This is a genomic window from Roseofilum sp., assembly GCF_982964205.1.
In genome coordinates, this window is the sequence record NZ_CEZBFX010000036.1 from 1 (window position 1) to 25,123 (window position 25,123).

26 protein-coding genes and 1 tRNA gene are annotated in these 25,123 nt (G+C 44.3%); 14 read left to right on the forward strand and 13 right to left on the reverse strand.

The features are described 5' to 3' along the window. Window positions 1-40: 40 nt before the first annotated feature. The 5 genes from AC3A14_RS11155 to AC3A14_RS11175 all read right to left on the reverse strand — a co-directional run bounded on the left by AC3A14_RS11155 (window position 41) and on the right by AC3A14_RS11175 (window position 2,052). Window positions 41-316, reverse strand: coding sequence for a hypothetical protein (locus AC3A14_RS11155; protein ID WP_487779000.1), 276 nt, complete (start codon window positions 314-316; stop codon window positions 41-43). Further along, the gene (locus AC3A14_RS11160; RefSeq protein ID WP_318736030.1) at window positions 313-600 is read right to left on the reverse strand and encodes a hypothetical protein; all 288 of its coding nucleotides are present in this window, start codon (window positions 598-600) and stop codon (window positions 313-315) included. The genes AC3A14_RS11155 and AC3A14_RS11160 overlap by 4 nt, the downstream gene beginning before the upstream one ends. Window positions 601-847: 247 nt before the next feature. Continuing rightward, window positions 848-1,399 carry a hypothetical protein gene (locus AC3A14_RS11165; RefSeq protein ID WP_318736020.1) on the reverse strand — a complete coding sequence of 184 codons (552 nt, stop codon included), beginning with the start codon at window positions 1,397-1,399 and terminating at the stop codon, window positions 848-850. 3 nt (window positions 1,400-1,402) lie between these two features. Then, window positions 1,403-1,543 carry a hypothetical protein gene (locus tag AC3A14_RS11170; RefSeq protein WP_318736018.1) on the reverse strand — a complete coding sequence of 47 codons (141 nt, stop codon included), beginning with the start codon at window positions 1,541-1,543 and terminating at the stop codon, window positions 1,403-1,405. Continuing rightward, complete coding sequence (locus AC3A14_RS11175) at window positions 1,543-2,052, reverse strand: hypothetical protein (protein ID WP_487779001.1); 510 nt, start codon at window positions 2,050-2,052, stop codon at window positions 1,543-1,545. Before AC3A14_RS11175 ends, AC3A14_RS11170 begins: the two co-directional genes overlap by 1 nt. Before the next feature lie 667 nt (window positions 2,053-2,719). On the opposite strand from AC3A14_RS11175, the gene AC3A14_RS11180 reads away from it, so the two are divergent. From AC3A14_RS11180 to AC3A14_RS11215, 8 genes are all read left to right on the forward strand, one after another. Beyond that, window positions 2,720-3,313, forward strand: coding sequence for a hypothetical protein (locus AC3A14_RS11180; RefSeq protein WP_318732694.1), 594 nt, complete (start codon window positions 2,720-2,722; stop codon window positions 3,311-3,313). A 503-nt stretch (window positions 3,314-3,816) separates the two neighbouring features. Next, window positions 3,817-4,593: a hypothetical protein gene (locus AC3A14_RS11185; protein WP_318732693.1), complete on the forward strand. Its 777-nt coding sequence runs from the start codon at window positions 3,817-3,819 to the stop codon at window positions 4,591-4,593. Between the two features lie 124 nt (window positions 4,594-4,717). Next, complete coding sequence (locus AC3A14_RS11190) at window positions 4,718-4,984, forward strand: hypothetical protein (protein ID WP_318732692.1); 267 nt, start codon at window positions 4,718-4,720, stop codon at window positions 4,982-4,984. A gap of 247 nt (window positions 4,985-5,231) precedes the next feature. Beyond that, complete coding sequence (locus AC3A14_RS11195) at window positions 5,232-5,453, forward strand: hypothetical protein (RefSeq protein ID WP_318732691.1); 222 nt, start codon at window positions 5,232-5,234, stop codon at window positions 5,451-5,453. A gap of 11 nt (window positions 5,454-5,464) precedes the next feature. After that, window positions 5,465-6,166, forward strand: a complete 702-nt coding sequence (locus AC3A14_RS11200) for a hypothetical protein (RefSeq protein ID WP_318732690.1) — start codon at window positions 5,465-5,467, stop codon at window positions 6,164-6,166. Between the two features lie 195 nt (window positions 6,167-6,361). Continuing rightward, a complete protein-coding gene (locus tag AC3A14_RS11205) occupies window positions 6,362-6,592 on the forward strand; it encodes a hypothetical protein (RefSeq protein WP_318732689.1) in 231 nt (76 codons plus the stop codon). Between the two features lie 129 nt (window positions 6,593-6,721). Further along, complete coding sequence (locus AC3A14_RS11210; protein WP_318732688.1) at window positions 6,722-8,185, forward strand: hypothetical protein; 1,464 nt, start codon at window positions 6,722-6,724, stop codon at window positions 8,183-8,185. Window positions 8,186-8,248: 63 nt separating this feature from the next. After that, complete coding sequence (locus tag AC3A14_RS11215; protein WP_318732687.1) at window positions 8,249-8,719, forward strand: hypothetical protein; 471 nt, start codon at window positions 8,249-8,251, stop codon at window positions 8,717-8,719. A gap of 131 nt (window positions 8,720-8,850) precedes the next feature. Here the strand turns inward: AC3A14_RS11215 and AC3A14_RS11220 are convergent. The 6 genes from AC3A14_RS11220 to AC3A14_RS11245 all read right to left on the reverse strand — a co-directional run bounded on the left by AC3A14_RS11220 (window position 8,851) and on the right by AC3A14_RS11245 (window position 13,399). Next, window positions 8,851-8,924 (reverse strand) — tRNA-Pro (locus AC3A14_RS11220). Between the two features lie 36 nt (window positions 8,925-8,960). Continuing rightward, complete coding sequence (locus tag AC3A14_RS11225) at window positions 8,961-9,317, reverse strand: DUF1818 family protein (protein ID WP_318732686.1); 357 nt, start codon at window positions 9,315-9,317, stop codon at window positions 8,961-8,963. Next, window positions 9,310-9,789: a hypothetical protein gene (locus tag AC3A14_RS11230; protein WP_318732685.1), complete on the reverse strand. Its 480-nt coding sequence runs from the start codon at window positions 9,787-9,789 to the stop codon at window positions 9,310-9,312. Before AC3A14_RS11230 ends, AC3A14_RS11225 begins: the two co-directional genes overlap by 8 nt. Then, window positions 9,786-10,013, reverse strand: a complete 228-nt coding sequence (locus AC3A14_RS11235) for a DNA-directed RNA polymerase subunit omega (protein ID WP_271944325.1) — start codon at window positions 10,011-10,013, stop codon at window positions 9,786-9,788. The genes AC3A14_RS11230 and AC3A14_RS11235 overlap by 4 nt, the downstream gene beginning before the upstream one ends. A gap of 51 nt (window positions 10,014-10,064) precedes the next feature. Further along, window positions 10,065-11,564, reverse strand: a complete 1,500-nt coding sequence (locus tag AC3A14_RS11240) for a sensor domain-containing diguanylate cyclase (protein ID WP_318736182.1) — start codon at window positions 11,562-11,564, stop codon at window positions 10,065-10,067. 299 nt (window positions 11,565-11,863) lie between these two features. After that, window positions 11,864-13,399 (reverse strand): TolC family protein, encoded by a 1,536-nt coding sequence (locus AC3A14_RS11245; RefSeq protein ID WP_318732683.1) that lies wholly within the window; start codon window positions 13,397-13,399, stop codon window positions 11,864-11,866. A gap of 771 nt (window positions 13,400-14,170) precedes the next feature. Between AC3A14_RS11245 and AC3A14_RS11250 the strand changes: the two genes are divergently transcribed. The 3 genes from AC3A14_RS11250 (at window position 14,171) to AC3A14_RS11260 (ending at window position 18,764) form a co-directional block, all read left to right on the forward strand. Then, the gene (locus AC3A14_RS11250) at window positions 14,171-16,042 is read left to right on the forward strand and encodes a two-component system response regulator (RefSeq protein WP_318732682.1); all 1,872 of its coding nucleotides are present in this window, start codon (window positions 14,171-14,173) and stop codon (window positions 16,040-16,042) included. A 3-nt stretch (window positions 16,043-16,045) separates the two neighbouring features. Then, window positions 16,046-17,350 (forward strand): hybrid sensor histidine kinase/response regulator, encoded by a 1,305-nt coding sequence (locus tag AC3A14_RS11255; RefSeq protein WP_318732681.1) that lies wholly within the window; start codon window positions 16,046-16,048, stop codon window positions 17,348-17,350. A 223-nt stretch (window positions 17,351-17,573) separates the two neighbouring features. Further along, entirely contained in the window at window positions 17,574-18,764 is a 1,191-nt protein-coding gene (locus AC3A14_RS11260; protein WP_318732680.1) for a lipid-A-disaccharide synthase-related protein, read from the forward strand. Between the two features lie 47 nt (window positions 18,765-18,811). On the opposite strand, the gene AC3A14_RS11265 is transcribed toward AC3A14_RS11260, so the two are convergent. Together AC3A14_RS11265 and AC3A14_RS11270 are read right to left on the reverse strand one after the other, a co-directional pair. After that, window positions 18,812-19,018, reverse strand: coding sequence for a hypothetical protein (locus AC3A14_RS11265; RefSeq protein WP_318701167.1), 207 nt, complete (start codon window positions 19,016-19,018; stop codon window positions 18,812-18,814). Window positions 19,019-19,075: 57 nt separating this feature from the next. Next, window positions 19,076-21,073, reverse strand: coding sequence for a WD40 repeat domain-containing protein (locus tag AC3A14_RS11270; protein ID WP_318732679.1), 1,998 nt, complete (start codon window positions 21,071-21,073; stop codon window positions 19,076-19,078). Window positions 21,074-21,180: 107 nt separating this feature from the next. Here AC3A14_RS11270 and AC3A14_RS11275 point away from each other — a divergent pair, with 107 nt between their 5' ends. From AC3A14_RS11275 to AC3A14_RS11285, 3 genes are all read left to right on the forward strand, one after another. Beyond that, window positions 21,181-21,855, forward strand: coding sequence for a hypothetical protein (locus AC3A14_RS11275; protein ID WP_318732678.1), 675 nt, complete (start codon window positions 21,181-21,183; stop codon window positions 21,853-21,855). A 27-nt stretch (window positions 21,856-21,882) separates the two neighbouring features. Then, window positions 21,883-22,632: a hypothetical protein gene (locus tag AC3A14_RS11280; RefSeq protein ID WP_318732677.1), complete on the forward strand. Its 750-nt coding sequence runs from the start codon at window positions 21,883-21,885 to the stop codon at window positions 22,630-22,632. Between the two features lie 142 nt (window positions 22,633-22,774). After that, a complete protein-coding gene (locus tag AC3A14_RS11285) occupies window positions 22,775-25,006 on the forward strand; it encodes a hypothetical protein (RefSeq protein ID WP_318732676.1) in 2,232 nt (743 codons plus the stop codon). Window positions 25,007-25,123 lie beyond the last annotated feature (117 nt).

The window sequence follows — 25,123 nt, forward strand, 5'->3', positions numbered from 1 at the left end:
ACCTCATAGCTGTTTAGTGAGTTGCTTTCGTTCAGCATAGTTAAGCCTCATCGTTCTCACAGATGTGTTTTGCCAACCGATTGCAGATACACTCCCAGGATTCACTACTTGTTTCCACCGCTTTGCCGGTTTGGATAGTGAGGCTATCCAGGAAGGCTTGGGATGGGGTAGATTCTGCTGCCCGGATTTCTAGCTTGTCCAGAAACCAGTTAACCAGGTCGTCCTGGGTCTCCATGTGCCGAACATTGTGGTAACCAAGTTTGTCCAATCGTTCCCACGTGAGGGCTGAAAGTTTTGGCTTTAATTCTTCGTTCATAATCCGTACTCCTTCATAATTCGCTGTACCATTCGCCGGCCAATTCCTAAGTTGTTATTGATAGCGTGGTAAGATTTCCCGCTTTTTCTCGCTTCAATACAGAGTTGTTTTTCTTCTGGGGTTAGGGTTTTATAAAACCTCTTTTTCTTTCGCTGGGGAAAGATTCCCTTCTGCCATTTCAGGGCTAATTGATAGTATCGGCGGGCAGATTCGGGGGAGTATTTGGCAATTCTTAAGTATTGGCTGCGGTAGTGGGGAAGGAGGGATTCCAGGGACTCCTTCATTGATTAGTCCTCCTGTTCTTTATAGTTGGTATCCCCCTCAGAAGAAGTCTCTTGTGCCTCATAGAGGTCTTCGCCAATCGCTTCCAGGATGCGTCCTCGTATATTGACTCCACAAATCCTGTTTAAACAAGCCTTACTTATGGTGTTAACTTCATAAGCCTGCGCCTCCCCAAGACATTCAAGGGATGTTCCCTTCCTGAATTGGGGGGAATGGGGGTAAGGTTGGTTTTAATCAATGGTGATCCTTTTACAAGAGGTGGGGGACGGTGGTGTAATGAACGCCAATCTCTTCGGCTATTTGTTTGAATGTGAAGCCGGATTTCCTCAGATGTTGGGCTTGGCTCTTCTGCTCATCGGAGATATGGGAGTTGGATTTAAGCCCTAGTTTTTTGAAGTAAATCCAGACGGTTTTGGTGGAAATGCCTAAATATTCTGCAATCTCAATATTCTTCAATCCTAGGGCGTGAAGGGTATAAATTTTGCCTCGGTTGATGTCGTTGATTATCTCTCTGTTTAAGCCGTATTTCTTGCAAATTCGTCTCAGGGTCGTTTGGGGAATCCCGGTTAAATTGCTGATTCTCCTGTAACTGTGTCCTTCACGGCGAAGTTCGATCGCCTCCCCGATCTGCTCAGAAGAGGGGCTGTTTTTGCGGCAAGGGTAATCATCCGGGGCGAATCGATCACCTCTCCTGTAGTTGATGATCGATCTGATGTACCTTTTTGCTGCCTGGCGATCGTAGGAGAACAGAAGGTTGTACTGCTTGATTTGTTCAGGGGCCAGTTGAATGTGCTGGGTCATACTTCACCTCCTTGGGTAACGTTTGCGTTTGCGAATTTCGGGGCGAACAAAGGCTGTCCAATATCTCTCAATGGGGTGGCGGTGGGACTCTCTGAGCCGTCGCCTCAGCAACTCGATCGCCCGCTCGGTTTTGTGCTGGGGCACTAATCCACCTCCTGATCTTTGGTGGGCGGGAAGAGGGGGCCGTGGCTTTTCTCGAAATGATCCAAGAAGCTCTCTAAAAGCATCTGGGACTCTTCATCTAGATCTGGGGTCTCTGGACATTTCCAGGTAGGGAGATTTTTCTCTATGTGGTCTTCATGGATGTATTCGCTCTCCTCAAACCCTGCCCTAATCCCACTCTCGCCAGCATCAATTTCGTACCACCAGCCAGGGGTTGGGTCTGTCTGGTGATGGTATGTAAGGCCAATAATGAGGCCTTGATATTTGCGGTGCTTGAAGGACTTGTAAATTGCATCCCAGAACTGGACATACTGGCCAATGGAGTATTTGGGCTGGGGGAAATTGCGGATGTTGCAGAAAACAGAGGTTTTAAACCCTTGAATCGCCTCAACTTGAGACTCGGCTAGAATCTGCCGCCCGACGATCGCCTGAGTCCCCCTCAAACTCTCATTAGGGAACCGGGTTAAGGCGCTCTCGATCGCTCTATACATAGCTCCGAGCCTCTTTATTTCCAGAAAATTAAATGCCATAATTTGGGTGATTTGTTTTATGTGCGGCTCCCCTCGTCTCCCATTCATAGTGGTTCCTACGATTTGGGGGGCTTTTTTGTTTCTCCTCTCTCCCGTTCATTGCGGTTCCTTCGAGAGGAAGGGATGGGGTCGCTCCCATCCCACAAAGCAAGTGATCGGAACGAACAACTTAACTAAGGAGGTTTTGATGGAAACTTTGCCCATCAATGGATTTGCTTTGCTATAGGCATTTCCTCTGTTTGCTATATAATCGCTCCCCCCCATTGGGGGGTCTCACCCCTTGCGCTGCTCCAACAGTGTGCTGGGGTTTGTGCAACTACCAGAGATGACAAGACCCATTATGGGTCGTTATAATCAATATGTCAATTTATTTTGATGAATGGGAGCTAATACACCCCTTGGAAATTTTGCGAAAAGCCCGGACTGAGCTAAATCGGAAGGATTTCTTAAAAGCAGCAGGACTTAGTAAAGAAACATACAGAAGATGGACAACTGAGCAGACAGTCCCCAAGTTTACCGTTGAACAAATAGATAGGATTTGTAAGGTGTGTCGCATAGATCCAAATTTCTTGATCTCATTCTTGAAAGGTGAAGTTGATGTGGAGGAGGCTCCCGATTAACAAGGTTCTTGACATACGGGTTTGCAGGGGGTGGCAAATGGTGGGATGATGCGATCGCCCATGTTTCAACTAATACCATGAAAAAGCCAACTCTAGACCCAGCAGCGCGAGAATCCAAAACCGTCCTCATTTGGCTATTCGTGTTGCGATACGTTCTTCTGATTACTGCGGAAATTGTATTGGAGGCGTTCTGGGGAGCCAGCGAGATGTTTGAGCCAGAGCCGGGCGCAGAGCCGATGGGATTAGTAGCGATGGTGATAGTGGCGATCCTTTGGGTGGCGATTGCCGTAGCATTCAACATGATTACACTTTTTCCTCTGTTCCAGGGACGCAAGTGGGCTTACTGGATTTATACTTGGCTGGTATTGTTTGCGGTTGCGCTGCGGGGGGTCGCAGCCGTTCTTTACTTTGCCGTTCTCCCTTTCACTCCCGAACCGCTCAGAGGTGAGATGGATCATTATTTACCCAGCCTCTCGGATACCGTCGCGGCGTTAATCTACTTGATTACCCCCATTTACCTGCTACAGAGCAAGGCGATTAAGCGCTATTTCGAGTACAAGAGAGAATTGCGCGCATTCAAGAAGCAGCTTAAAAAAGGCTAATCAAATTCACAAAACCTTCAACATACGGGTTTGCAGGGGGTGGCGAATGGTGGAACAAGGGCAATAGTTCGTAGTCTTTATGTGTAAAACGATAATTCTATCCCAACCTCCTAACCTCAATACCCCCTCTTTTACCTCTTTTCCTCTCAAACTTTCTGTAAAGAAACGTAACTATTACTGTCAACAAGCTCTAATTTTTTCGCAGCAAGGGCGATTTGATCCGAATTGATCCGAACTGATCCGCAATTGATCCGGGATTTTGGATCATTTTGTAAGCCTTGTGGGGTTTGAGTTTTAGGGGTGTTTTCTTTTAAAGATCCAATTGATCCGCAATTTTTTAAATTTTCCTCTTTGGGAAAATCATCCCATTTTGCCGGATCAATTGGATCTTTAAAATTTTGCCCTCGCGCTGCGCTTAGTGTACCCCTTGCAATATCTTAGTTTGAGCCGTTTTTTCAGGAGGCGTTTTAACTGATCCGGAGGGCTGGATCAGTTCGGATCAATTGGATCAGTTCAGTAAGCTCAGTAAGCAAGGTAAAATTTGTATTGGGGTACTTCCCACTCGGCAGAAACGAGACCCCATAACATTGGAGGTTGCAGGGGGTGACAAATGGTGGGATGATGCGATCGCATCTCCTACCGATTCAGTATTACGCAACCCAATATTAGACCCAGGAGCGGAACCAATGGGATTGGGGATGATTTACCATAGACTTGAGGTTTTCACCATGAAAACGACGAAAAAAGTTTGGCTCATGCCAACTCTGCAAAAAGCAAAAGTTATCCTCGTCTCTCTGATCGTCATTTACTACCTTTTGGAAATTGCCAGCGTTGTGATTTTGGTGAAATCTGGAGAGATTGAAGGCGAAATTCTCAACATCAAAGCCTTTAATTTCGTCTTCCACCCCTTGGTTTTCTGGTTCTTACTCAAGGGTCATCCGGCTGCGAGGTGGACGATTGTTGTTACCGAGTTTGCGGCCGCAGCAAACTTCCTTTCCTCCTCCGGCATCGCATTCCTAGCCGTATCCTTCAACGAGGAATTGGTCTTGGTCGAGAGCTGGATGATGGCTAGGTTAGTCACCCTCCCCATTGAGTTACTGTTTCCTGTGGCTTTGCTGTGGGAGAGTAATATTAAGCGGTTCTTTGAATTTAAGAAGTCCAAGTGGATTAAAAGCGAAAGCTCAGTGGTTACTCCAAAATTTAATATTTTCAAGCCACAGAAGTATATGCGATCGGCCCCCCGCCAAGTTCAAAGAATTTCAAGAAGACATCGGAGGTAAAAACCGTTCTTGCGCTCTAATCACATCCCAGTCTTCCCTGTTATCCCCAACGAGCGTTATTTGTCCTGCTCCAGAGCAATGAGATTAAGCGCTATTTTGGAGAAAAGCATTACGAGCGTAGAAGATGAACCGAATGATTGAACGCAACCCGATATTGCCCAAGAAGATTCGGAAGACATTGATGGGATTAGCTTGTGCCATTAGCTCCGGAGACTCAGAAGCAATCGATAGTGCCCTGCAAGAGACAGAGCATCAATTTACCTTGATGTGGGGACTTCTCGTTTGGCATCAGCAGAAGTTCGATCTGATCCGCCGTAGAGTCAAACGGCTGAAGCAAAAGACCAAGACCCAGGAAATTGGTGCGGACTTGATGGAAATATTGAAGCGTTAGAATTAAAGAGCAAGCAGTTGGATAAGAGGCGATCGCGTAGCTCGTACCTCGAGAGCTGCGATCGCGGTGTCGCCCTTTGCTTGACCCAGAACCTTTCAGTTCTTTAAAGTTCTAAGTCAATCTGTGCAACTGATATATCAGTTGCACACACGAGTTTGTTGTTAAAAAACTGCGAACCCCTGACCCACAGGGGGTTTCAGTTGCTAAGGTTAAAACAGACAACAGACAACAGAGAGGAGATTTCCTTATGGGATTAGCTCAAGATGTATACAACGCCGTGCAAGCTGCCGCTGTAGGCGTTTCCGCCGGAACGGTAGAGTTGTCGAATGGCGCGGCCATTTCAGCACAACACTCTGCCCAAGGGAACGCACTCAACTTCCAGGGAAGTATTCCCGTCTCGGAATCATTTGATGCCGTTGCCGGGGTAACCACTTACACCCCTGACGACACCAGTATGACCGCAGTCTAGGGATATAAAGTATGGTACAGAGAGACTTAATTTTTGGTACGTGGTTTCGGACGATTGACCGAGGAAGGGAAGATGCTTCTGCGAAGCCAGAAGGGGGCAACTTTGTCTTCCGAATAGAAAAAAAACTGGCGGAATATTTCAACGTAACAACTTACGAGGTGGGTACGGTGATTCAGTCCAATCCCACCAAGCTGACTGCAGCCGTCCTGAGTGAAGTCCGTGACTCGAAAGCACTCAAAACTTATCAATTAGACCCCAAGGTAGTTCCAACCGGGCCTGAACGCCCAGTCGGAAAGCACAAGCGGCTATCCAAAGGAGCGAAACCAAAAGGACGAAAGGCGACCCGCCAGGTAACCCTAATCCTTCCAGAGATCTATGAGACAAAGCGCTGGAACAAGACTACTCAAGAAGAAGAAGCATTCAAGGATTACCGGAGAAAAAGTTGCGTTTTTCCCTTGTTCTTTGATAATTCCATGGTTTTGCAATTTCTCGGTTGTATCATCAAGAAAAATTTTCCCTTAGAAATTGTTCTGGGAGGAGGAGCATCTCACCCTTTCCGGATAGCAGAAGAAGGGAAGATCCAGGGATTTGACAGTGGTGCGTGGCCCATCACCAATACAGAGGCCGCTAAGGGAGTCGAAGGAGCCAGCCTTGCAGCGGCTGTCCCGATTCCAGAGAGACGAGCGCCGTCTGCGATCGAGCAGGATATCTAATATCCTTTTCGCTAAAATGGGGGCTACAAGCCCTCATTTTACATACTCCTTTTGCTACAAACTATCGCATACCTTGATCCGCCCCTATGGGGAGGAGAATTCTCCACTCCGGTCAATCCATCATTGCTAAGTAATGGGGTCGTGGTTATTCAATTCATGTTCTCAATTCCCAATGAATGGAGGAATTGTAAATCCTTGTTGCACGTTAAGCGAGGGATTCTGACTACTTCTGGCGAATGGATTTATGGGTCGGCGATCGGCATCCGTCCCCACCCGGATCAAGAAGCTATTTCCTGGCCAGAAATTCCCGATAGTGTATTAGCTTCCGCCCAAGCTGGCAAAATTAAATGTTACAAAGGCTGGCCTTCTCCAAACAGAAAAATAGAGGAGCCTACTTATCAAGTCGTTCTAAAAATTTTCACCTAAATTATGAACTTTAGTGGAGGAATTCCAACAAGCGGGCCAGCAAGCGCAGGGGGAAGGCTTGGTGGCTCTTATACCAAGTCTCTTCTGGGAAGGTTGATTAAACAAGCAAAAAATCACGCTAAAGAACAGATGACCAGGGTTTGGGGACTCGCTCGGTCTATCGCACGAGATTACCTCCAGAGAGGAATCGGAGGATTAATCCGAGGACTAATTGGTAGGGTATTCAAACATTTTGGGGTTTCTAGCGTTGTACAGACTCTGCTCTCAGGCGTGAATTTCATCTGGAATTTCGACTGGAATATCAGCGATAAAGAAATCGCAGAAGATCGAAGGCAGGCAATCATCCAAGGAGCGGCTGTTATGGGGGGAGCTATGGGGCAAACCTTTGGCTGGATTCTCTGTGGTCAAATCGGGCAATCTGCCGTGATGAAAATAGATCCAGCAATGGCCAGCGCAATTAGAGAAGAAGTGAACGAAGAAGCTTATGATGAAATCTTGAATATCTGGAAATCGACAGCCGCCCAAATTTTTGATTTAGCCAATGAACAGGCGTTCTATTTTGCCTATTCCAATTTAAGAAGGACTATTAAAAATAGTAAATTGGCGCAAAAATTGGTGGGGGCAGAAAGGCTGAAAGCCTGGGGGGAAGAGGATACCAAACCATTTAGCTTTGCTTCATGGCAACAGGGGCAGATTGAAAAAATTCCCAACCCAGCCGTAAAAGAATTTGTGGAAGAGTTCGGAGAAGAGCTGTGGGATAGTTGTCAGGAGGCTTTCCTGGTGGTCGCCAGCTCTATTGATTCCCAGATGGCCCTGCAAAATTCGATGATTAGAAATCAGATTTGGGGGCAACCGGTGGTGGCCGATATTCAACCCAATCGGGAGGAAGATCAGGTGATTCGGGTGTATGCAACCGAAGCAACTGTCCGCCAAGAAGTCAGCTCAATTCTGGCGCAGCATCAGATAGTTTCTGGTTACGACGTGGGAGAAATGGTAGAAGGGGGCGTGATGAGTTACGTCTCTAAAAATCCACATACAATCAGTGCGATTATCCACTGGGGTAACCGAACGGGACCGCCCTATCGCCATAGAAGTACTTCCTTTGTTCGCCGCCAAATGACAATTCCGCAGCTAAAACCCAGAGGTTGGACATGGAAAATGGTGCAAGACCTTGCTGGGGGAAAGGAAGGGGTTTTAACTGGAAGCTATAAATGGTGGGTGCGGTACGACGATAATACGAAAACTTTTTTTTGCAGTAATTCCTATAACTCTGCCCAGAAGATAGTGGAGGGTCTTTCAACGCTCAGTGAGGCAAAAATCGTCAGGAATAGTGAGGTTCGATCCAAGCCTACACTAAATCACAATCAAGCCAATCGAAATTTTCCAGATGAGATCCGAATCTATCCCTGGAAGCTAACAATTCTCCGAAGTGGCTACACGAAAAGAGGAAGAGTTAGAGCAGCCGATGACAGAAAATCGAGTCGGATTAGCCGCAGTTTCCCCCTATATTTTAAGCTGCCCAACCAACAACTAGACGAGCAAATAGAGAAATTTTTGACCGAGGCTTATAACGATATACCAATCAGTCTTTAAACAGCTAGAGTAAGCCAAGTAACCAAGGAGGATAGGATGAGCGCACGAATTACATTAGGAGTTTTGCGCTATGCGAAGATTGAGTCAACTCCGGAAAACTATACTCTAGAACTTTTAAAAAGGCGATTACAAGAATCGCAGTTGCTACTGGCAAAGATAAAAAGAAGACTTCATGGAGAAGAAAAGGAGCAGGTAATGGATCGGGGAATGTTTGATATGATTGTTCGGCTGAATGAGCAGATGATATCTAATGTTGCGATGGCGGTAGTCGAATTGGAGAGATACAAAACTCTGGACAATCAAACCGATAAAAAATTCAAAGATTTAATCGACATAGATAATATCAACAAAGAAGAGATCAAAACGCTATGCTTTGCCCTTTCAGAGCGAGTCAAAAGTCTTGAGACAAGACAAGGCGATTTATTAAACACTCGGACAAAGGCGATCGCGAAATTAGATGTTCTCCAGTGGATTGGTGGAGGGTTGTGGGGGATATTAATGATCTGGCTTGCCTGGCTCTCCTCACAGATCTAATGTAATCTGGCGCATCAGTGGCGCGAATATTAGAGTTTTGCTCCGATACTTTTTCGCCCAAAACCAAGGATCTTAATCTCCTTCTTGGCGCACGAGTGGCGCAAGAATTACGGTAAGTTGATTAAAACCAATCGGAGCGGCGGGATTTGAACCCACGACCCCCACTACCCCAAAGTGGTGCGCTACCAAGCTGCGCTACGCCCCGGTCACAGATCTTTATCGTAACACAGGATTTTGAAAATTAAAACCCCTCTAGCGTATTTAAAGCTTGAATGACTTCTGGAGTCACCGCAGCCGGCCAGGTTCCTTCGGCTCGACGACCCGTATTGAGGATAAAATGGAGGCTAAAGCTGTGGGAATATCCTTCTACTTCCACCCACAAAAAGTTCCCTTCGGCCTCACAGGTGATTTTTTCTTCTTCCATGAGTTCGGGGGCGATTTGCTCTAGGCTATGGATCAATTGTTGTAGGAGGCGCTGGAATTCTTGCAGTTCTGTAGCCCTTAGTTCGATCGCCCAATCTGCACCACCAAGCAAAGCGGGATACTCGATCTCTTCCGGTTTCCAGCCGACTCGCCATTGAGAGCCTTGTTTAATCACGGTTGTTTTGGGGATTATAAATGCCAACTAGGACATCAATTAAAGCGTTTCGTTGCGATCTCGTCAAATTTTGGATTGCTTGGCGATCTCCCTCTAATGGATTATCTCTGAGTAAATCTGCACTGGGATAAAGTACTTCGTACATCACCTCATTAGTGCCCAAATAATCAGCTAGGGTTAATTTCCAATCTAGGCGATATTGGGGCGTGCGACCTTTGACATAGAGATGATAACGAATCAATCTCTCAACTAAGGTATTATCAGGCTTGGCTTCTCCATTAAGTTGGCTAACGTAATTATTTTCTAGAGGAAAGTCTGGGAGTTGTTCATACACTAAACGCCACAGATCCCTGGGTCGAATGCGAGACTGGGCAAGAGCCACGGGTGGAGAAATTGACTCTAAGGGCATGAAGGATAAACCCATCAGCCCTAGTGAACCTAAACCAATGAGAAAAAAACGCCTTTGTTTCATTCACCAATGATTTCGGGTTGGGTTAACTCGTCAGACATTTCAATCACCGCTCGAATGACGGGTTTCATTTTTGGATCGTCAAGGCTATCAAATTCTTCGTAGCGGCGACGTTGGGCGCGATGGGCTACTTGTACGGTAATGCGATAGCGGTTGGATGCGGCATTAATGAGTTCCTCAGCACGACAAATTAATTCTTGGCTGTCTACGGAAGAGCGCTTGAGCATAGGGGGATTTTGAGAAGTTAAGTCAATCTTTTTCTAGTTTACCTGTTCTGGTTAAAAGTCGAGCAGGACGGAGGAATTGGCGACCACAATTTGGTTATGACCGTTGCGTTTGGCTTGGTCAAGAACATAACGAGTGAGTTCGAGTAGAAATTGGGGTTGGGTATCAACATGGGGAACTAAAGCGGCAACTCCGATACTAAGGGTAACGGTGGAAGCAACGGGAGAGGTTTTGTGTTCTAGGTCTAGGTTGATGACGTTGTTTTGAATCATATGGGCGACATGAAAACTTCCTGATAGGTCTGTATGGGGGAGAAGGATAGCAAATTCTTCCGGTCCATACCGAGCGACCAAGTCAGCGGGGCGTTTGAGAGCTTGGCGCACAGCATCGGCCAGAAGTTGCAAACAAAAGTCACCACTGAGGTAACCGTAGGCTTTATTGTAGAGTCTGAAGTAGTCAATATCACAAAAAATTAGTCCGAGTGGCGATCGCTCCCTGGCGAGTCTTCGCCATTCTTTTTGTAGTACTTGGTCGAAACGGCGACGGTTGAAGAGTTGGGTGAGGCTATCGGAAGCAGCCAGTTGTTTGAGTTCTTGATTGGCTTCTTTGAGTTGTTCGTAGAGCTGGGACTGTTGAATGGCGATGCTCAGTTGGCTGCTCAAAGACATGAGCAGTTTGGTTTCCCAGGGTTGCCAGTTTCGAGGCTGATGGCATTGATGGACGATCAGGAGTCCCCAGAGATAGGTATCGCACAGGTTATAGTGATGGGAGGTGATGGGTAAACTGGACTGATCGGATTGAAAGGGGGTATTTTGGATCGGAATAGTTAAGGGGATTCCCAGTTGAATGGGAAAGACTAATTGCGATCGCACCTGAAGTTGACTGAGGTATTTGCGGTCTTTATCTCGGAGTTCAGCCGTTTCTAGATTGTCAATTTGGCTGAATTTTCCTTGTTGATAGAAGGTGACTTGATCTTTAGTATAACACTGTTCAATGGGCTGATCCAGGATAGAATGACAGCTAGAATGGAGTGCTTCAACAATGACTGTACCGCTCCAATCTGGATTAAAATAGTAGATGAAGGCTCGGTCTATGGCCAATAGGGTTTGCACTCGATCGACCGTCGATTGCAGAATTTCTTCTAAGCCGACAGATTGGCGAATAATCTCCATCATCCCTCGCAAGAGGCGATCGCCTTCGGCTTGTTTCTGCTGTTCCTCCTGCTCCTTGTAGAATTGAGTCCTATCTTCAATCAACACTAAGTATTGAGACTTTGGGCGTTCTTCTTCCCAATTAGCCCTCAGTGTCACCTTTAGGTCAACTCCTTCTAAATGACCTTCTCTCTCTACCGATTCATTCTCGATCAATTCTTCTAAATGAACAGAGCTTAAAAACGGGAAAATATCTCTCACATCGACACCGAGCGCTAGGGTCATTTGAGGAAGAATATCACCAATATTGTCATCAGCACCCGTTATTAAGAAACGATCGTTAACGATCAAATAACTGGCTTTAAATTTCAGGCTTATAATCTGATTGAATAGACGATTCATCGCTGGTTCTCCCTCTCCCATCTCTCCATTCTGAAATCCCTCTTTTCCTAAATTAGGCTTACACTTCAGAACTTTTCGACGGCATCTGATAATTAATTTTTATTAACTTGCACTTCAGTGGACATGACGGGTGGAACTAGACAGTTCCATAATTGAGAATAGGGTAAAGTCTAGATTCTTGTCTGTGTGTTTATCCTATCACTTCTCCCTGGGATTGACAATCGCACAGACTTAGATTGAAACTTTATGACTCCTATTCAGGGAGAGGGGAAAGATTTGCCCTGAAATCCTATGAGAGATTACTCAATTTCCAGGTTTAAATTCCACTGCTCTAGAGTTATTCCCAGACTACGATCTAACTGAGTTAAGGCATTGAGGTACTCGATTAAAACCCCTAATTCATTTTGTTGGGCTTGGGCTAATTGATTTTGAAAGTTAATAATATCAGTTAGCGAGGTATTGTCAAGACCTAGACTGAGCTTCTCTTCTTCCGCTGCTAATTGCTCTGCCACCAATTGAGTCCTGGATCGAGATTGCTGCACCTCTTTCCAGGTCAGTTGAATCTCACGGATCAGATTATTCAAGTCAATATTCAAGCTTGAATAGATTTGACTGAGGGTATTTTCAGCTTTGGTTACATTCACTTGGCTTTGTTGAAAGCGCTGTTCGGGCTGCAAATCTCCCCAGGTTTTACTCAAGGTTAACCCTAGAGTTAGATCGGATCGAGTCTCAACCAAATTACTGGGTTGAAAATTATAATCTGCTTCTAAATCCAAATCCCAACGACGATCATCGGCGGCTTCAATCAAAGTATAGTTGGCAATTTTCTGAGTCAATTTAGCCTGTAAGTAAGTTGGATTATTTTCTATTGCTATGGACACCAACTGTTCAGCTTCTAATATAGGTTGATCTTGGAGTGTGGGGGCTTGAGCAGCGATCGCTAAATCTTGATCGAGTTCTAATAAATTCAACAAGTCTAATCGAGCTTCATCTAGGGCATTTTTAGCATTTAAAACACTCAATTCTTGATTCGCTACATCTGCCGCTCCTTGAATCCGTTCTACTGGAGGGAGTTTTCCTGCTTCAATTAAAGCTTCTGTCACTTCCAGACGACGACGAGAGTTCGCTAGAGTTAATTGGGCAATTTCCAGTTGTTTTTGACGTTGAAAGAGTGTACGGTAACGCAAAATAGAATCAGTAACTCGATCGATTAATGTAGATTTAACTTGTAAAATCTGCACTCGATTGGTTAAGCGTGCCTGCTCAACCGAAGCTTGATTAACTTCGACTCCTGAACGCCGTAACAAAGGCTGTCTCAATTGTAGTTCAACCTGATGATTTAATGCCCTTTGATCTAACGGAGTAGTGGAACCCAATTGTCGCTCTAAACGGCGAACAGTTCTCCAGTCAAGGGTGATTTCAGTACCGATGGGAAACTGAGTGTTCAGGGAGGCACCGATATCTAACCCTTCACTTTGAGTAATAATGGGGCCAGTCGATCCTCGACGAGCATTGAGTAAAATACGAGGGGTAAGATTGGGTTTAAATTTATCTTCAGCAACGGCCAGATCTTGACGTTGAGCAATGCGATCGAGATAGGCATTTTTGACTTCTGTGTTATTTTCAACTACCAGTTGTACAACATCGGCGATCTCCAAGGACAAAGGGACGGGTTCTCTTATCTGTTCAAACTGAACAGTTTGAGCCTCTAAGGGAGTCGCTTGTTCCGGCAAAAAAACGCTCAAACCTAGGCTATAAAAGGCTAATAGCCCTCCAGAGATGAGGGATAGACTGACGGATTGACGAATGCTCAATAGGGATGGGTAATAGGTCATGGCTGGTTTTTGGATAAAAGTTTAACGTTAATTTAATATAAATTTCATTTGGTCCCACAAACGGTGTTAAGAGTCTAGCCAACTGGAGAACGTTCAAGTCAACGACAAACAATAGTGCTACAATCAAGGCGAGTTACTTCTTTCTAGGTTTTCAGTTATGGGGAAAATATAGACTTGTCAGGGAAATTGGGTTTAGAGCAACTCCCTTCGAGAGCGGCTTTTATGTTAAAATTATAGACATAGAAAGGGTAATCAACTACCTCAAAAAACAGTAGCTGAAAGGTAACGCACCTTGGAAACCGAAGTTATGCAGTTTTTCTCAGGAAGGCTTGAGAAGAAAAAACTTCAACTATCAAGTACGAGAGGAACTAAGGATTTTAGGTGTTAACTTTACCGAAGGGCATTGGGGAACAGGCTTCTGAAATAGAGGAAACGTCTGAGGAGAGAGAGTCTCTGGTTTAAATACCGCAAGGCATTTAATTTAAGCGAACTCGTTGAATCAGAAATCCAGTCGCAGTAATGTTTGGAGAATCTACTCGGCTTTAGTCAAGTGGAGTATATCAATTAAAGAGTCTTTTCCTTCAACCTCAAAAGCGCTATGCTAATTTACATCTGTTCGTCAGTTGCTGGATCAGTGTATGGGTCAATCTAGGGGATCTGAATCATCTAGACTTGAGAGGCGATCTCAATCCCTTCAGTTTACAAAGAAGATGTACAGATTGATGGAGCAACCAGTCAGGTATACAAGCGATTGGATCACAATACACAGATATGGTCAACCTAATTAAGACAACCCAATCTGGACTGATTCTCATTGTTGATGATAATACCAACAATCTTAGGGTGCTATTCAACTTACTGAAAAAATCAGGGTTTAGGGTATTAGTGGCGAGAGATGGCAAAAATGCCTTAGACAAGGTGAATCAAACCTATCCAGATTTAATCTTACTGGATGTGATGATGCCAGAATTAAGTGGTTTTGAGGTCTGTCGTCAGCTTCAAGCGAATCCCAACACCCAGGAGATACCAGTTATTTTTATGACTGCTCTATCCGAAAATGAAGATAAAGTGAAGGGATTAAAACTTGGTGCTGTGGACTACATTACCAAACCTTTCTATCAAGAAGAAGTCTTAAGTCGAATTCAATTGCATCTTAAGTTGCGCTCTTTAACTCAAAACTTACGAGAAAAAAATAAGCAACTTCATAAAGAAGTCCAAGCCAGACTGTTAGCTGAAACTCAATTAAAACATCTGAATGAAGATTTAGAAACCCGTGTATTAGAGCGCACTGAGCAGCTCTCATCAGCCTTAGAGAAATTACAAGCGAGGGAAGAGCAACTCAGTTATGAAGCTTCTCACGATCATCTAACGGGATTATATAACCGGTTATGGGTCACTCAATATTTATCGACATTGTTAGATGATGTTTCCAGTCATTCTCAGATTAACTATGGAATTTTTTTCCTAGATTTAGGTCATTTTAAGCGAGTCAACGATCATTTGGGACATCGCATTGGAGATCAAGTGTTGAAAGAGGTGGCAGAGCGATTGCTCGGATGTTGGCAAGGACAAGGACAGGTGGCGCGTTTAGGGGGTGACAAGTTTTTATTGATACTATGTATATGCAGAAATACTGATATAGAGGCGATCGCTAACCGGATCTTAGAACATTTGCAATTGCCCATTACCATCGGTCACTATTCCATTTCCCTCCATGCTCGCATAGGAATTATTCCATCCATCCTTGGCTATCGACAAATGACCGACATTCTGCGTGATGCAGATATTGTCATGTCAGAAGCCAAACGAGCTGGGAAAACCGGTTATTGCATCCTCAATCCCCATCTCCAATCTCGCGCCTTAGAACGCATTCAACTCGAAGCTGAATTACCGCTGGCCATCCAAAACCATCAATTTGAGTTATATTATCAACCGATTATTGCTCTCGACACTCATCAACTCGTCGGTTTTGAAGCCTTAATTCGCTGGCAACATCCTCAACGGGGACTCATTTCCCCCGGATACTTTATTGACTTAGCTGAAGAAACAGGATGTATTGAAGAATTAGGATTTATTGCGCTTACTTTAGCCTGTCAACAACTCCAACAGTGGCACCAACAATTTCCACAGACCCAACATTTGGTCATTAATGTCAATCTCTCTCCTTTGCAATTGCAAAACTTCCATCTTCTCACCACCATTATTACCATCTGTCGTCAACATGAGATTTTACCCCATCAACTCAAACTAGAAGTCACCGAAAGCGCCTTTTTAGAAAATGAAGGAATGCCCACAAGAATTTTACAAGAAATTCATCATCAAGGCATTAAAATTTGTATTGATGATTTCGGCATAGGATACTCCTCCTTAAGTCGTCTCCATTCTTTTCCTGTAAACACGCTAAAAATTGATCGATGCTTTATTTCTCGTCTGGATAGTGCAGAAGGTTTGGCAATTATTCAAACCATCATTTCTTTAGCTCACCATCTTGGTATGGATCTGGTTGCCGAAGGCATCGAAACCGAAGAACAACTCAAAATCGTAAAAGACATAGGGTGCGAATGTGGCCAAGGATTTTTGTTTGCAAAACCTCTAAACCCTGAATCAGCCACTCACTTTATCGAAAATTATAGGATTAATTGACCTATGAACACTTCTTCTAGCGATCAAAAAACCCTGCTGGTTGTTGATGACAATCCCACTAATATCAAAGTTTTATTCAACTTTCTTAAAGAAGAAGGATTTAAGGTATTAGTCGCCAAAGATGGCTTAAATGCCTTAGAAAAACTTGCTTCTATCCAGCCTGATTTAATTTTACTTGATATTATGATGCCTGGAATCGATGGCTTTGAAACTTGCCATCGCATCAAAAAAGACCCCAATATTAATACCATTCCAATTATTTTTATGACCGCTCTAGCGGATGCGAATAATAAGGTCAAAGGACTCAGTTCTGGAGCCGTTGATTACATTACAAAGCCGTTTCAACAAGAGGAGGTTTTAGCAAGAATTAATCTCCATTTGCAGTTACAATCTCTGACTCAAGAACTGGCCAGTGTAAATGCGTCATTAGAACAAAAAGTGGAAGAGCGAACCGCAGAACTCAAAACAGCTCAATCTCAATTAGTCTTGACAGAAAAAATGTCATCTTTGGGTCAACTGGTAGCTGGGATTGTCCATGAAATCAATAATCCAGTCGGGTTTATTGCGGGCAATATTGCGGAAGCAAAAAGTTATGCCCAAGACTTAATTCAAATCATTCAACTGTATCAAGAAAAATATCCTGAACCCGGGGATGAAATTCTTGATGAATTAGACGCAATTGAATTTGACTATTTACAGGAAGATTTTCCCAAATTGCTCAAATCGATGGAAGAAGGAACCAATCGCATTACTTCTATTAGTCAGTCCATGCGTACCTTTTCCCGTGCCGATAGCGATCGGAAAGTTTCTTTTAACTGTCATGATGGAATTGATAGTACCCTTATGATTCTTAGGCATCGCCTGAAAGCGAAAGATTACCGACCAGAAATTAAAATTACTAAAAACTACGGAGAGTTACCCCCTATTGCCTGCTATCCCGGCCAATTGAATCAAGTGTTTATGAATCTGTTAGCGAATGCGATTGATGCCCTAGAAGATTCTAATCAAGGGAAAACTTATGAGGAAATTCAAAATCAGCCGAATGAAATTCTGATTACTACAAGTTGTGATACCAATAACCATCAAGTCAAAATTGACATCCAAGATAATGGGGCCGGCATGAAACCCGAAATTCAACAGAAAGTCTTTGATTATTTATTTACGACTAAAGGGATTAATAAAGGTACAGGATTAGGATTGGCAATTTCCCGGCAAATTATTGAAGATAAACATCAAGGAACCCTGAATTTTACGTCTCAACTCGGAGAAGGAACTACTTTTACGCTAGCGCTGCCCGTGAAGAATTGATATAGATTCGCATTTCTTAGGGAAATGATTATTAAACGTAATGCTCTTCAGACAGATTTTTGTCCCAGTTGGGAACTTGCTGTCTAAGTCACTCGTCGTCACTGTATGGTTTCTCCTTGGTGACCAGGTGGCGGGAAGGCTTTAAGCAATACCCGCCCTTTTTATGATTTCAAAACAGGCTTCAGAATTTGATACGCTACCAATACTGTCTGAAGCTAATCCTATGCATCACTCATCCCTATTGTTCCTTAGCAATGGCCATGGAGAAGACCTCAATGGCAGTTTAATAGTCAAGGCTTTGCAAGAGTCTCATCTCCAAATAGAGGTTGGGGCTATGCCTTTGGTGGGTGCAGGGGGAGCCTATCGCGGTTTAGGAGTGCCTATTATTGGCCCGACGCGCACCCTTCCCTCTGGCGGAATATGGTATATGAATCCGCTTTATCTGATTAAAGACCTATTTTCAGGTTTGATGGGGTTAACCTGGCGGCAAATTCGCGCGGTTCAGCGCTATAGTCGGCAGTGTGACCTGTTAGTGGCGGTTGGGGATATTGTACCCATTGGTTTAGCCCAGTTAACGGGTCGTCCTTATCTAGCGTTTATTGTCTCAACTTCCAGTTACTATGAGGGTAAGGTTAAGTTACCCTGGTTGACGGCGCAGTGTTTGCGATCGCCGCAATGCCAAAAAATTTATACCCGCGATGCCTTTACTGCCACAGATTTACAGCAACAAGGATTCCCCAAAACCACATTTATTGGTTGTCCGTTTATGGACACTCTCACGCCAACCGGAAAACCCTTAAATCTGCACCCCACTCAACCCATGATTGCCCTCTTACCCGGTAGTCGTCTTCCCGAAGCCTTAGAAAACTTTACCCTACAATTGCGTCTGTGTGAAATGCTCTCATCCCAGCAACCTCTACAATTTCAAGCGGCCTTAGTTCCCAATATTCAACGGACGCAATTACAAGCGTTAGCAACTCAAGAAGGCTGGCACTATATCCCCGGAATACTGACCAAAAAACAGACCACAATTCACTATCATTTCGATGCTTTCCCCGATATTCTCCATCAATGTAATCTGGTGATTGGGATGGCAGGAACTGCTGTAGAACAAGCGGTCGGATTAGGTAAACCCATTGTCCAAATTGCCGGTAAAGGCCCCCAATTTACCTATCGATTTGCTGAAGCCCAAATGCGGCTTTTAGGGCCATCAATTACTACAGTAGGGACGGGGCCAGCGACTCCTGCTATTTTAGCAGAAGCAGCCACAAAAATTCTGCACATTCTTAGGGATGAGCCTTATTTAAAAACTTGTATTGACAATGGTCAAAATCGAATCGGCCCTACAGGAGCCTCCCAGAGATTTTCAGAGGAAATCATGAAGATCATTAGGGTTAAGAATGGTCATTCATAATTGAGCTTTGATTCTCTCTTTGAGCAGGATCGGGGTTTAGGGAAACGCTAAAAGACTCGATCTTCGATCCCTTTCCACCACTCGCCAAGTTTCATTAAATCTTGGTGAATTTCGGTCAATTGTTGCATGTATTCTTCGGGCGCAAGTTCATGGCGACGCTCTTGCAACTTTTTTAACCGCAACTGGAGCAGTAACCAGGGTTTTGAGATGCCATCGGTGGCTTCAATATAGTGGGCTAAAGATTGACTGTTCACGATCGCACACTCCTAAGGTGACTATAAAACTTAAAACTTACTCTCTATTATGATCCCCTAGCGCCAAACTTGCTGGGATTTACCCGCGATTAAGTCCCATAGGCGAATGGTTCGATCGCTGCTGCCCGTTGCTACAGTGCGATTATCCGGGTGAATAGAGAGTGCTGAAACTCCTCCAGTATGACCGCTTAAGGTATGCAGTAACTCACCGTTCGCCAGGTTCCAAACGTTGACTTCTCCGGTACTTGACCCGGTAACCAGATATCGGGCATCTTGAGTAATAGCGAGCGATCGCACCTGAGAGCCATTTTTCTGTAGACGACGACTGGTGGGAATCTCCCGCTTTTCCTGCTCAACCAGTCGCAAATCCCACACCCGTACCTGGCCATCCTCTCCTCCTGATGCTAATAATTTACCATCTCTGGTCAGTGCTAACCCGTATACCGCACCTCGATGAGCTGGAAAACTGGAGACTAATTCTAAGCGACTCAAATCCCACAGGTGAATCATGCCATCGGCACTACCAGAGGCTAACCAACGGCGATCGCCACTTAACGTTACCGTATAAATCGTTTTTCTGGGGCCGCCTAGGGTTTTCAACAATGCTCCCGTTTGCAGATCCCATAACTTGACGGTGCGATCGTCTCCTCCACTAACCAAGAGTTGACTATCGGCACTAATGGCCATCCCATACACTCCTCCCCGATGGGCTGTGAGGGTCTCAATTAACCGTCCCGTAACTAAATTCCACAGCTTGATTTTGCCATCAAAACTACCACTGGCAATCACCGGTTGAATAGGACTGATCGCTAAAGACCAAACCGAAGTTTCATGACTGGAAACGGTATGTAGAGGAGATGAATTATCCCGTTCAGTAACGGGCCAAATCTTCACACTTTGATCTAAACTACCACTAATTAATAAATCTCCAGTCCCCGTAAATCCGAGGGCAGAGATCGTATCGCCATGGGGGGTAAAATTGTCGGGAAATAGGCGAGTATCAAGATTCCAGAGATTAACTAAGCTATCGTCTCCCCCACTAATTAAGGAGCGACGATCTGGGGTAAAGGCGATCGCGCTTACTCCCGTTTTATGACCCGAAAAGGTCTGCATTTGAGATCCGGTATCCATATTCCACAACTTCACCGTGCCATCATCGCTACCACTGGCTAAAATATTCCCTGTGGGACTAAACTTGAGGGACAAAACCCCCATACGATGACCGGTTAATAGGGTTTCCACTACTCCCCTAGGCACATTCCAAACGGCGATCGCCTCTTCAAAGCCACTACTAGCCAAAATCCGTCCATCTTCACTCAGAGCTAATGCTAAAACCCCACCTGTTGGAGACTCCAAAACCTGTTTTTCCTCACCCGTGTACAGATTCCAAAACCGAATGGTTGCATCTGCACTGCCACTAATTAACGTATGGCCATCAGGAGTAAATGTTAACGCTTGTACCCAATCCTCATGACCCTCTAAAATTCCGATCGCCTTTCCCGTTTCCAGATTCCATAAATGAATGGTTCGATCTAAGCCACCACTGGCTAAAATTCGTCCATCGGGACTCACCGCTAGGGCTAAAATACCATTGCGATGTCCCCTAAACGTGGTAATCTCTTGCCTCGTTTGGGTATTCCACACTTTAATGGTGCGATCTAAACCCGCACTAACCATTAACTTACCCCGTGGACTCATGGCCAACGCTAACACCGCTTCCGTATGACCTCTGAGCAGTCCACTAGACCGGTTTTCCCACAAATCCCACAGATAAATTTGATTCTCTTCCCCAGCACTGGCAATCAGGCGACCATTGGCACTGACTGCAACGGCTTTCACCGCTCTAGTATGTTCTGATAATTGTCGAGTCAGTGGAATTCCTGGGGGAACACTACGCAGAGGCTGTACGGGTTGGGCAATAAGGCGACCCATCGCTTCGATGTCTGCTAGCTCAAACGCGATCGCCCCATCTGTACCTAATATTCTTCCTGAACCTTGCTCTAGCCCACAGATACTAACTATCCCTAAGATCTTAAATAAGATTAAATATTTCATAACTTGAATATGAATCCCCAAAATTCAGCTTAAAATGGGAAACGGGAACTTAAGGATTACTTTTGAAGTCATTCTATTATAATATATCACTTCAGGAGTCAATAGTCATGAATTATTTTGCCATCGTCATGCAGATGCTACGGGAGCGAAACTCATTCATGGAGGAAATTTACCAAGGCATTAAAATCAAATCTAAAATTACTGGCTTATTCATTTCTAGCTCCATATTTTTTGCTTTTTATGGATTGATAATGGGAGCTTATGGTCATTGGTATCAGTCCTTAGTTTCAGCCATCAAACTGCCTGCTCTATATCTACTCACCTTAATTATTTGTTTCCCTACTCTCTATCTGTTTAATGTCTTATTTGGATCTAAATGCAATCCCGAACAGTACCTCTGTTTACTCATGAGTGCCATGGGATTGATTAGTATTTTGCTCTGTGGCTTTGCTCCCATCACTGTTTTCTTCCTGTTAAGTATCCCCGATTATCACTTTTATCTGCTTCTCAACGTCCTTATTTTAGGGATCACTGGATTTTTCGGTATCCAGTTCTTTTACGAAGGCATGAAACAATTGATGAAAGCTGATGACATTGGCTATGAAATTCGCCACAAAATTCTTTTAGGCTGGTTATTCTTATATGGTATTATTGGCAGCCAACTGGGTTGGACACTGCGACCGTTCATGGGAACTCCAGGGAAAGCCTTTGAACTCTTCCGTCCCTTAGAAAGTAATTTCTATAGTGCAGTTTTTAGATCTTTTCTTTCCTTATTTAACTGATTTTATTTATTTTGCGTCAGAATATTTATGAATTCAGACTTAGAAGACCTACGGATATCCGATGAAACCCTGCAAAACATTAGTGGAATTTCTATCCATGATAGTTTCCTTGGAGAATACTATCGAGTTTGGGCGAAAGTCAGTCATCAGGAATCCAATGATGAAAAACGAAATGCCGCTCTCCTAAGATTTTCAGGACTCGAGTTAGGCTTGTTTTTTCTAACTTTAGTGATTGCTTCCGGTACTACTTTACTGACCATCAAAAACTCCTGGAATAGCACTAATCCCAATTACTGGATACCCATCGTCTCCAGCTTGGGGTTATCTGCTTTTTTGTTTCTGATTATCAATCTCTACGTTTATTTGAATTCCAAACCTTTAATCTACTTACTTACTCTTTTAAATGAATTAGACAACTACGAACGCATAGTCACCATATTTTACCGTATAGATCAATTGATTACAGATGGCTACATGGAGCAAGATAGCGGGAATCGTCATCAAATGGTTGAAGCGCTAAGAATTACTAAAGATAGCTTTATCCATGCCCTAAAAGCAGAACGATTAGTGCGCGAGTATCACCCAGTCAAATTACCCGATGATTTGTTCGATCAATTGGATCGTAATTTGTCTGATTTAATTGATTTTGATATCCAAGGTCAAGAAAGTCATTATGGGCGATTAATTAATGAAACCTTAGAAATTGGCATTAGTGTCCATCGGGAACTCAGAAAACTACAACAGGTCAGTGAAAGCTCTTATAGCGCTTCGCGTTAGGGAATAGGTTGTGGTACATGGGCGCATGAAAAGAATAAAAGGCTGTCAATCTTTGACTAGGCAGTGATAAACTGGTCAAAAAGCGTTATATAGAGAAATGGTATGACCGGATTGTCTAGATTTTTCGATTTCCATTACTTCTATGAAACTTAACTTACTTTTAGTGACCAGCGTGTTATTTTTCATAGGGGGATCGCAGGGCGTACAGTTACGACTAATCGATCCAACTGTTCTCTCCGGAAATTTACACATTCGTCTCAAACATGGAGTCTGGAAACTCTGGGAAGAAAAACCGGTTTATCAAGATATTACTTTAGATTTAACGTGCGATCAAGGCGAGTGTCAACCAGAGGTGTGGGGATATTCTCCTCAGTTTAATAAAGAAGTAGACCATCAGGGTGTAGTCCAAGATCTGTCTGTTGATTCGGTGTGGCGATTACACTTAAAACTTCAGGTTAAGTCTCATCCTTGGACATCTGAAGTAAATACGGCAGAGTATGAAATCCAATTACTACCTCACGAAGGGAAACTGGTGGGAAGCTATACAGGCAAGTTTAAGGAGAAATTGCTGTTGGGATCAGTACAGGGAACATTAACCTCTCAATGGCCAAATCCTATCCCTAATTACCAACCCATTACTCCCCAAGAACACCCCCGGTTAGTTTTTTTCAGAGACCAATTGCCTCAATTACGTCAAAAAGCGAAAACTCCCTATGGTGAAGCTATCCTTACCCAACTCAATCGGGTGCTTCAAGGAACGATTTACTATGAGGGTTATGGCCCCAATAGTGGATACCATGGGGCAGGTCATTGTTTCTTATCCATATTGAATGAAAATCAAGAAAGTGCTATTCAAGGATGGGAATTGGTTCAGAAGACGATGGAGAACCCTCCACCTCGGCTACTCGAACGCTCCAATGCAGTCACAGGTATTGCTTTAGCCTATGATTTATGTTACTCAAGTTGGACACAAGAACAGCGTCAGCAAGTAACCCATTGGTTAGCGATGCAGATTGTTCATTTGGTGAATGGAGATTCACCGAGTAAGGGATGGAATAGCAATGCTGCGAGTAATTGGAATGCTAGAGCGCGTTCGGCAGCGCTGTTGGCCGCTTTAGCAATTTGGCAAGAACCCCAGGAATTTTTTCCCCATAATCAGTTTTATCAGGATTCTGAAGATTTATGGTATTGGTTAAAGGTTGCCGAGCGAAATATCGAGCGCTATATACAATTTGCTCTGGGAGATCGCACTTTTGGTACAGAAGGAGATTTGTATACTCGTGAATCGTTGTATCAGCTCTTGCCAGCCTTGCAAGCCTATGAGAGAGTTTTGGGTAAAGATTGGGTCAGTGAAGGAAAAATGGAATGGATTTTACCTCATTATCTAATGCGGATGGTTAATCAGGACAATGAGGTTAAAGTTCCCACATATGGCCGACACCGATTAGGGCCAGATGGGTCGTTGTTTGCTTTGGGTTTTCCTGTGACTTCCGATCGCTTCCTTCCGGCGCTAGTTTGGTTTTTTGATCGTCATTGGGGATTGGAGGGCGATCGCACTTTTGGCATTCATGAGCATACTCCCCATGATGCGATTTATGCCTTAGTGGGATATCCAGATGATGTGGCAGAGCAGAACCCTGTAGAGATTTTTGACCGAGTGTTGGTGGATGAGCAAAAGCAGTTTTATGTGTTTCGGAATCAATGGCAAGATAAAAATGATTTTATTACCAGTATTTATTTAAAAGGTGAATCGAGAAACACGGGGTCTTGGTCATTTCCAGATGCCGGGAGTTTTCGGATTTGGGGATTAGGAGAACAATGGGCGATCGCCGGCCCTAGTGAAGGACGAAGAGAAGATGAAAATGTGGTAGTTGTGCCCAATGTTAAGGGAAATCATGGCTCGAAACTCCTCTTTTTTGAGTCCGATCGCAGTGGATCGGGGATCGTGAGTTTGGGCTATAAAAACTGGCTTAGGTCTTTTGCGGTTGATTATACGGGGCGATCGGGTGTCCCCGGATTATTTGCAGTGGTAGACCGGTTTGAACAGAGTTTAGTGCCGACGCTCTGGGTCATGCATACCGCAGGAAAGGTAACCCTAGAAAGCCAGGGATTTACGATTACATCCGATTCGGGAGCCACTCTAAACGGTCGGTTTATTCTGCCAGAAGCGGTGAAGTTAACCTATGAAACCACGGAAACGGGGGGTAAAATTCAAGCGTCAGGGTATAACCAGTTTTTTGTCGTGATGACGGTGCAGAAGGAGGATGCACCACCAATCAAAGTTGAGGGACGTGGCTTAAATGCAGTCGTGCGAGTTGGTGAGCAAAGGGTTCAATTTCAGGGCGATCGCCTCCAACTGCACTCCAATCCCTAAGAAGGTATTTATAAAGTAAACCTTAAGTCAGGAAATCCTGTTATGTAGAAACGTCATCAGGACACTCTAATCTCTAACCTCTTGTTATAGTTTAAGCAAATTGTCTAACGCCCGTTT

Excerpts from the sequence above, each read along its gene's own strand:
- AC3A14_RS11155 (WP_487779000.1), bottom strand. The coding sequence starts at position 316 with ATGAACGAAGAATTAAAGCCAAAACTTTCAGCCCTCACGTGGGAACGA.
- AC3A14_RS11235 (WP_271944325.1), bottom strand. The coding sequence starts at position 10,013 with ATGCTCAAGCGCTCTTCCGTAGACAGCCAAGAATTAATTTGTCGTGCT.
- AC3A14_RS11195 (WP_318732691.1), top strand. The coding sequence starts at position 5,232 with ATGGGATTAGCTCAAGATGTATACAACGCCGTGCAAGCTGCCGCTGTA.
- AC3A14_RS11190 (WP_318732692.1), top strand. The coding sequence starts at position 4,718 with ATGAACCGAATGATTGAACGCAACCCGATATTGCCCAAGAAGATTCGG.
- AC3A14_RS11260 (WP_318732680.1), top strand. The coding sequence starts at position 17,574 with ATGCATCACTCATCCCTATTGTTCCTTAGCAATGGCCATGGAGAAGAC.
- AC3A14_RS11270 (WP_318732679.1), bottom strand. The coding sequence starts at position 21,073 with ATGAAATATTTAATCTTATTTAAGATCTTAGGGATAGTTAGTATCTGT.
- AC3A14_RS11240 (WP_318736182.1), bottom strand. The coding sequence starts at position 11,564 with ATGAATCGTCTATTCAATCAGATTATAAGCCTGAAATTTAAAGCCAGT.
- AC3A14_RS11175 (WP_487779001.1), bottom strand. The coding sequence starts at position 2,052 with ATGTATAGAGCGATCGAGAGCGCCTTAACCCGGTTCCCTAATGAGAGT.
- AC3A14_RS11160 (WP_318736030.1), bottom strand. The coding sequence starts at position 600 with ATGAAGGAGTCCCTGGAATCCCTCCTTCCCCACTACCGCAGCCAATAC.
- AC3A14_RS11165 (WP_318736020.1), bottom strand. The coding sequence starts at position 1,399 with ATGACCCAGCACATTCAACTGGCCCCTGAACAAATCAAGCAGTACAAC.
- AC3A14_RS11250 (WP_318732682.1), top strand. The coding sequence starts at position 14,171 with ATGGTCAACCTAATTAAGACAACCCAATCTGGACTGATTCTCATTGTT.
- AC3A14_RS11210 (WP_318732688.1), top strand. The coding sequence starts at position 6,722 with ATGACCAGGGTTTGGGGACTCGCTCGGTCTATCGCACGAGATTACCTC.
- AC3A14_RS11275 (WP_318732678.1), top strand. The coding sequence starts at position 21,181 with ATGAATTATTTTGCCATCGTCATGCAGATGCTACGGGAGCGAAACTCA.
- AC3A14_RS11245 (WP_318732683.1), bottom strand. The coding sequence starts at position 13,399 with ATGACCTATTACCCATCCCTATTGAGCATTCGTCAATCCGTCAGTCTA.
- AC3A14_RS11230 (WP_318732685.1), bottom strand. The coding sequence starts at position 9,789 with ATGAAACAAAGGCGTTTTTTTCTCATTGGTTTAGGTTCACTAGGGCTG.
- AC3A14_RS11200 (WP_318732690.1), top strand. The coding sequence starts at position 5,465 with ATGGTACAGAGAGACTTAATTTTTGGTACGTGGTTTCGGACGATTGAC.
- AC3A14_RS11255 (WP_318732681.1), top strand. The coding sequence starts at position 16,046 with ATGAACACTTCTTCTAGCGATCAAAAAACCCTGCTGGTTGTTGATGAC.
- AC3A14_RS11280 (WP_318732677.1), top strand. The coding sequence starts at position 21,883 with ATGAATTCAGACTTAGAAGACCTACGGATATCCGATGAAACCCTGCAA.
- AC3A14_RS11285 (WP_318732676.1), top strand. The coding sequence starts at position 22,775 with ATGAAACTTAACTTACTTTTAGTGACCAGCGTGTTATTTTTCATAGGG.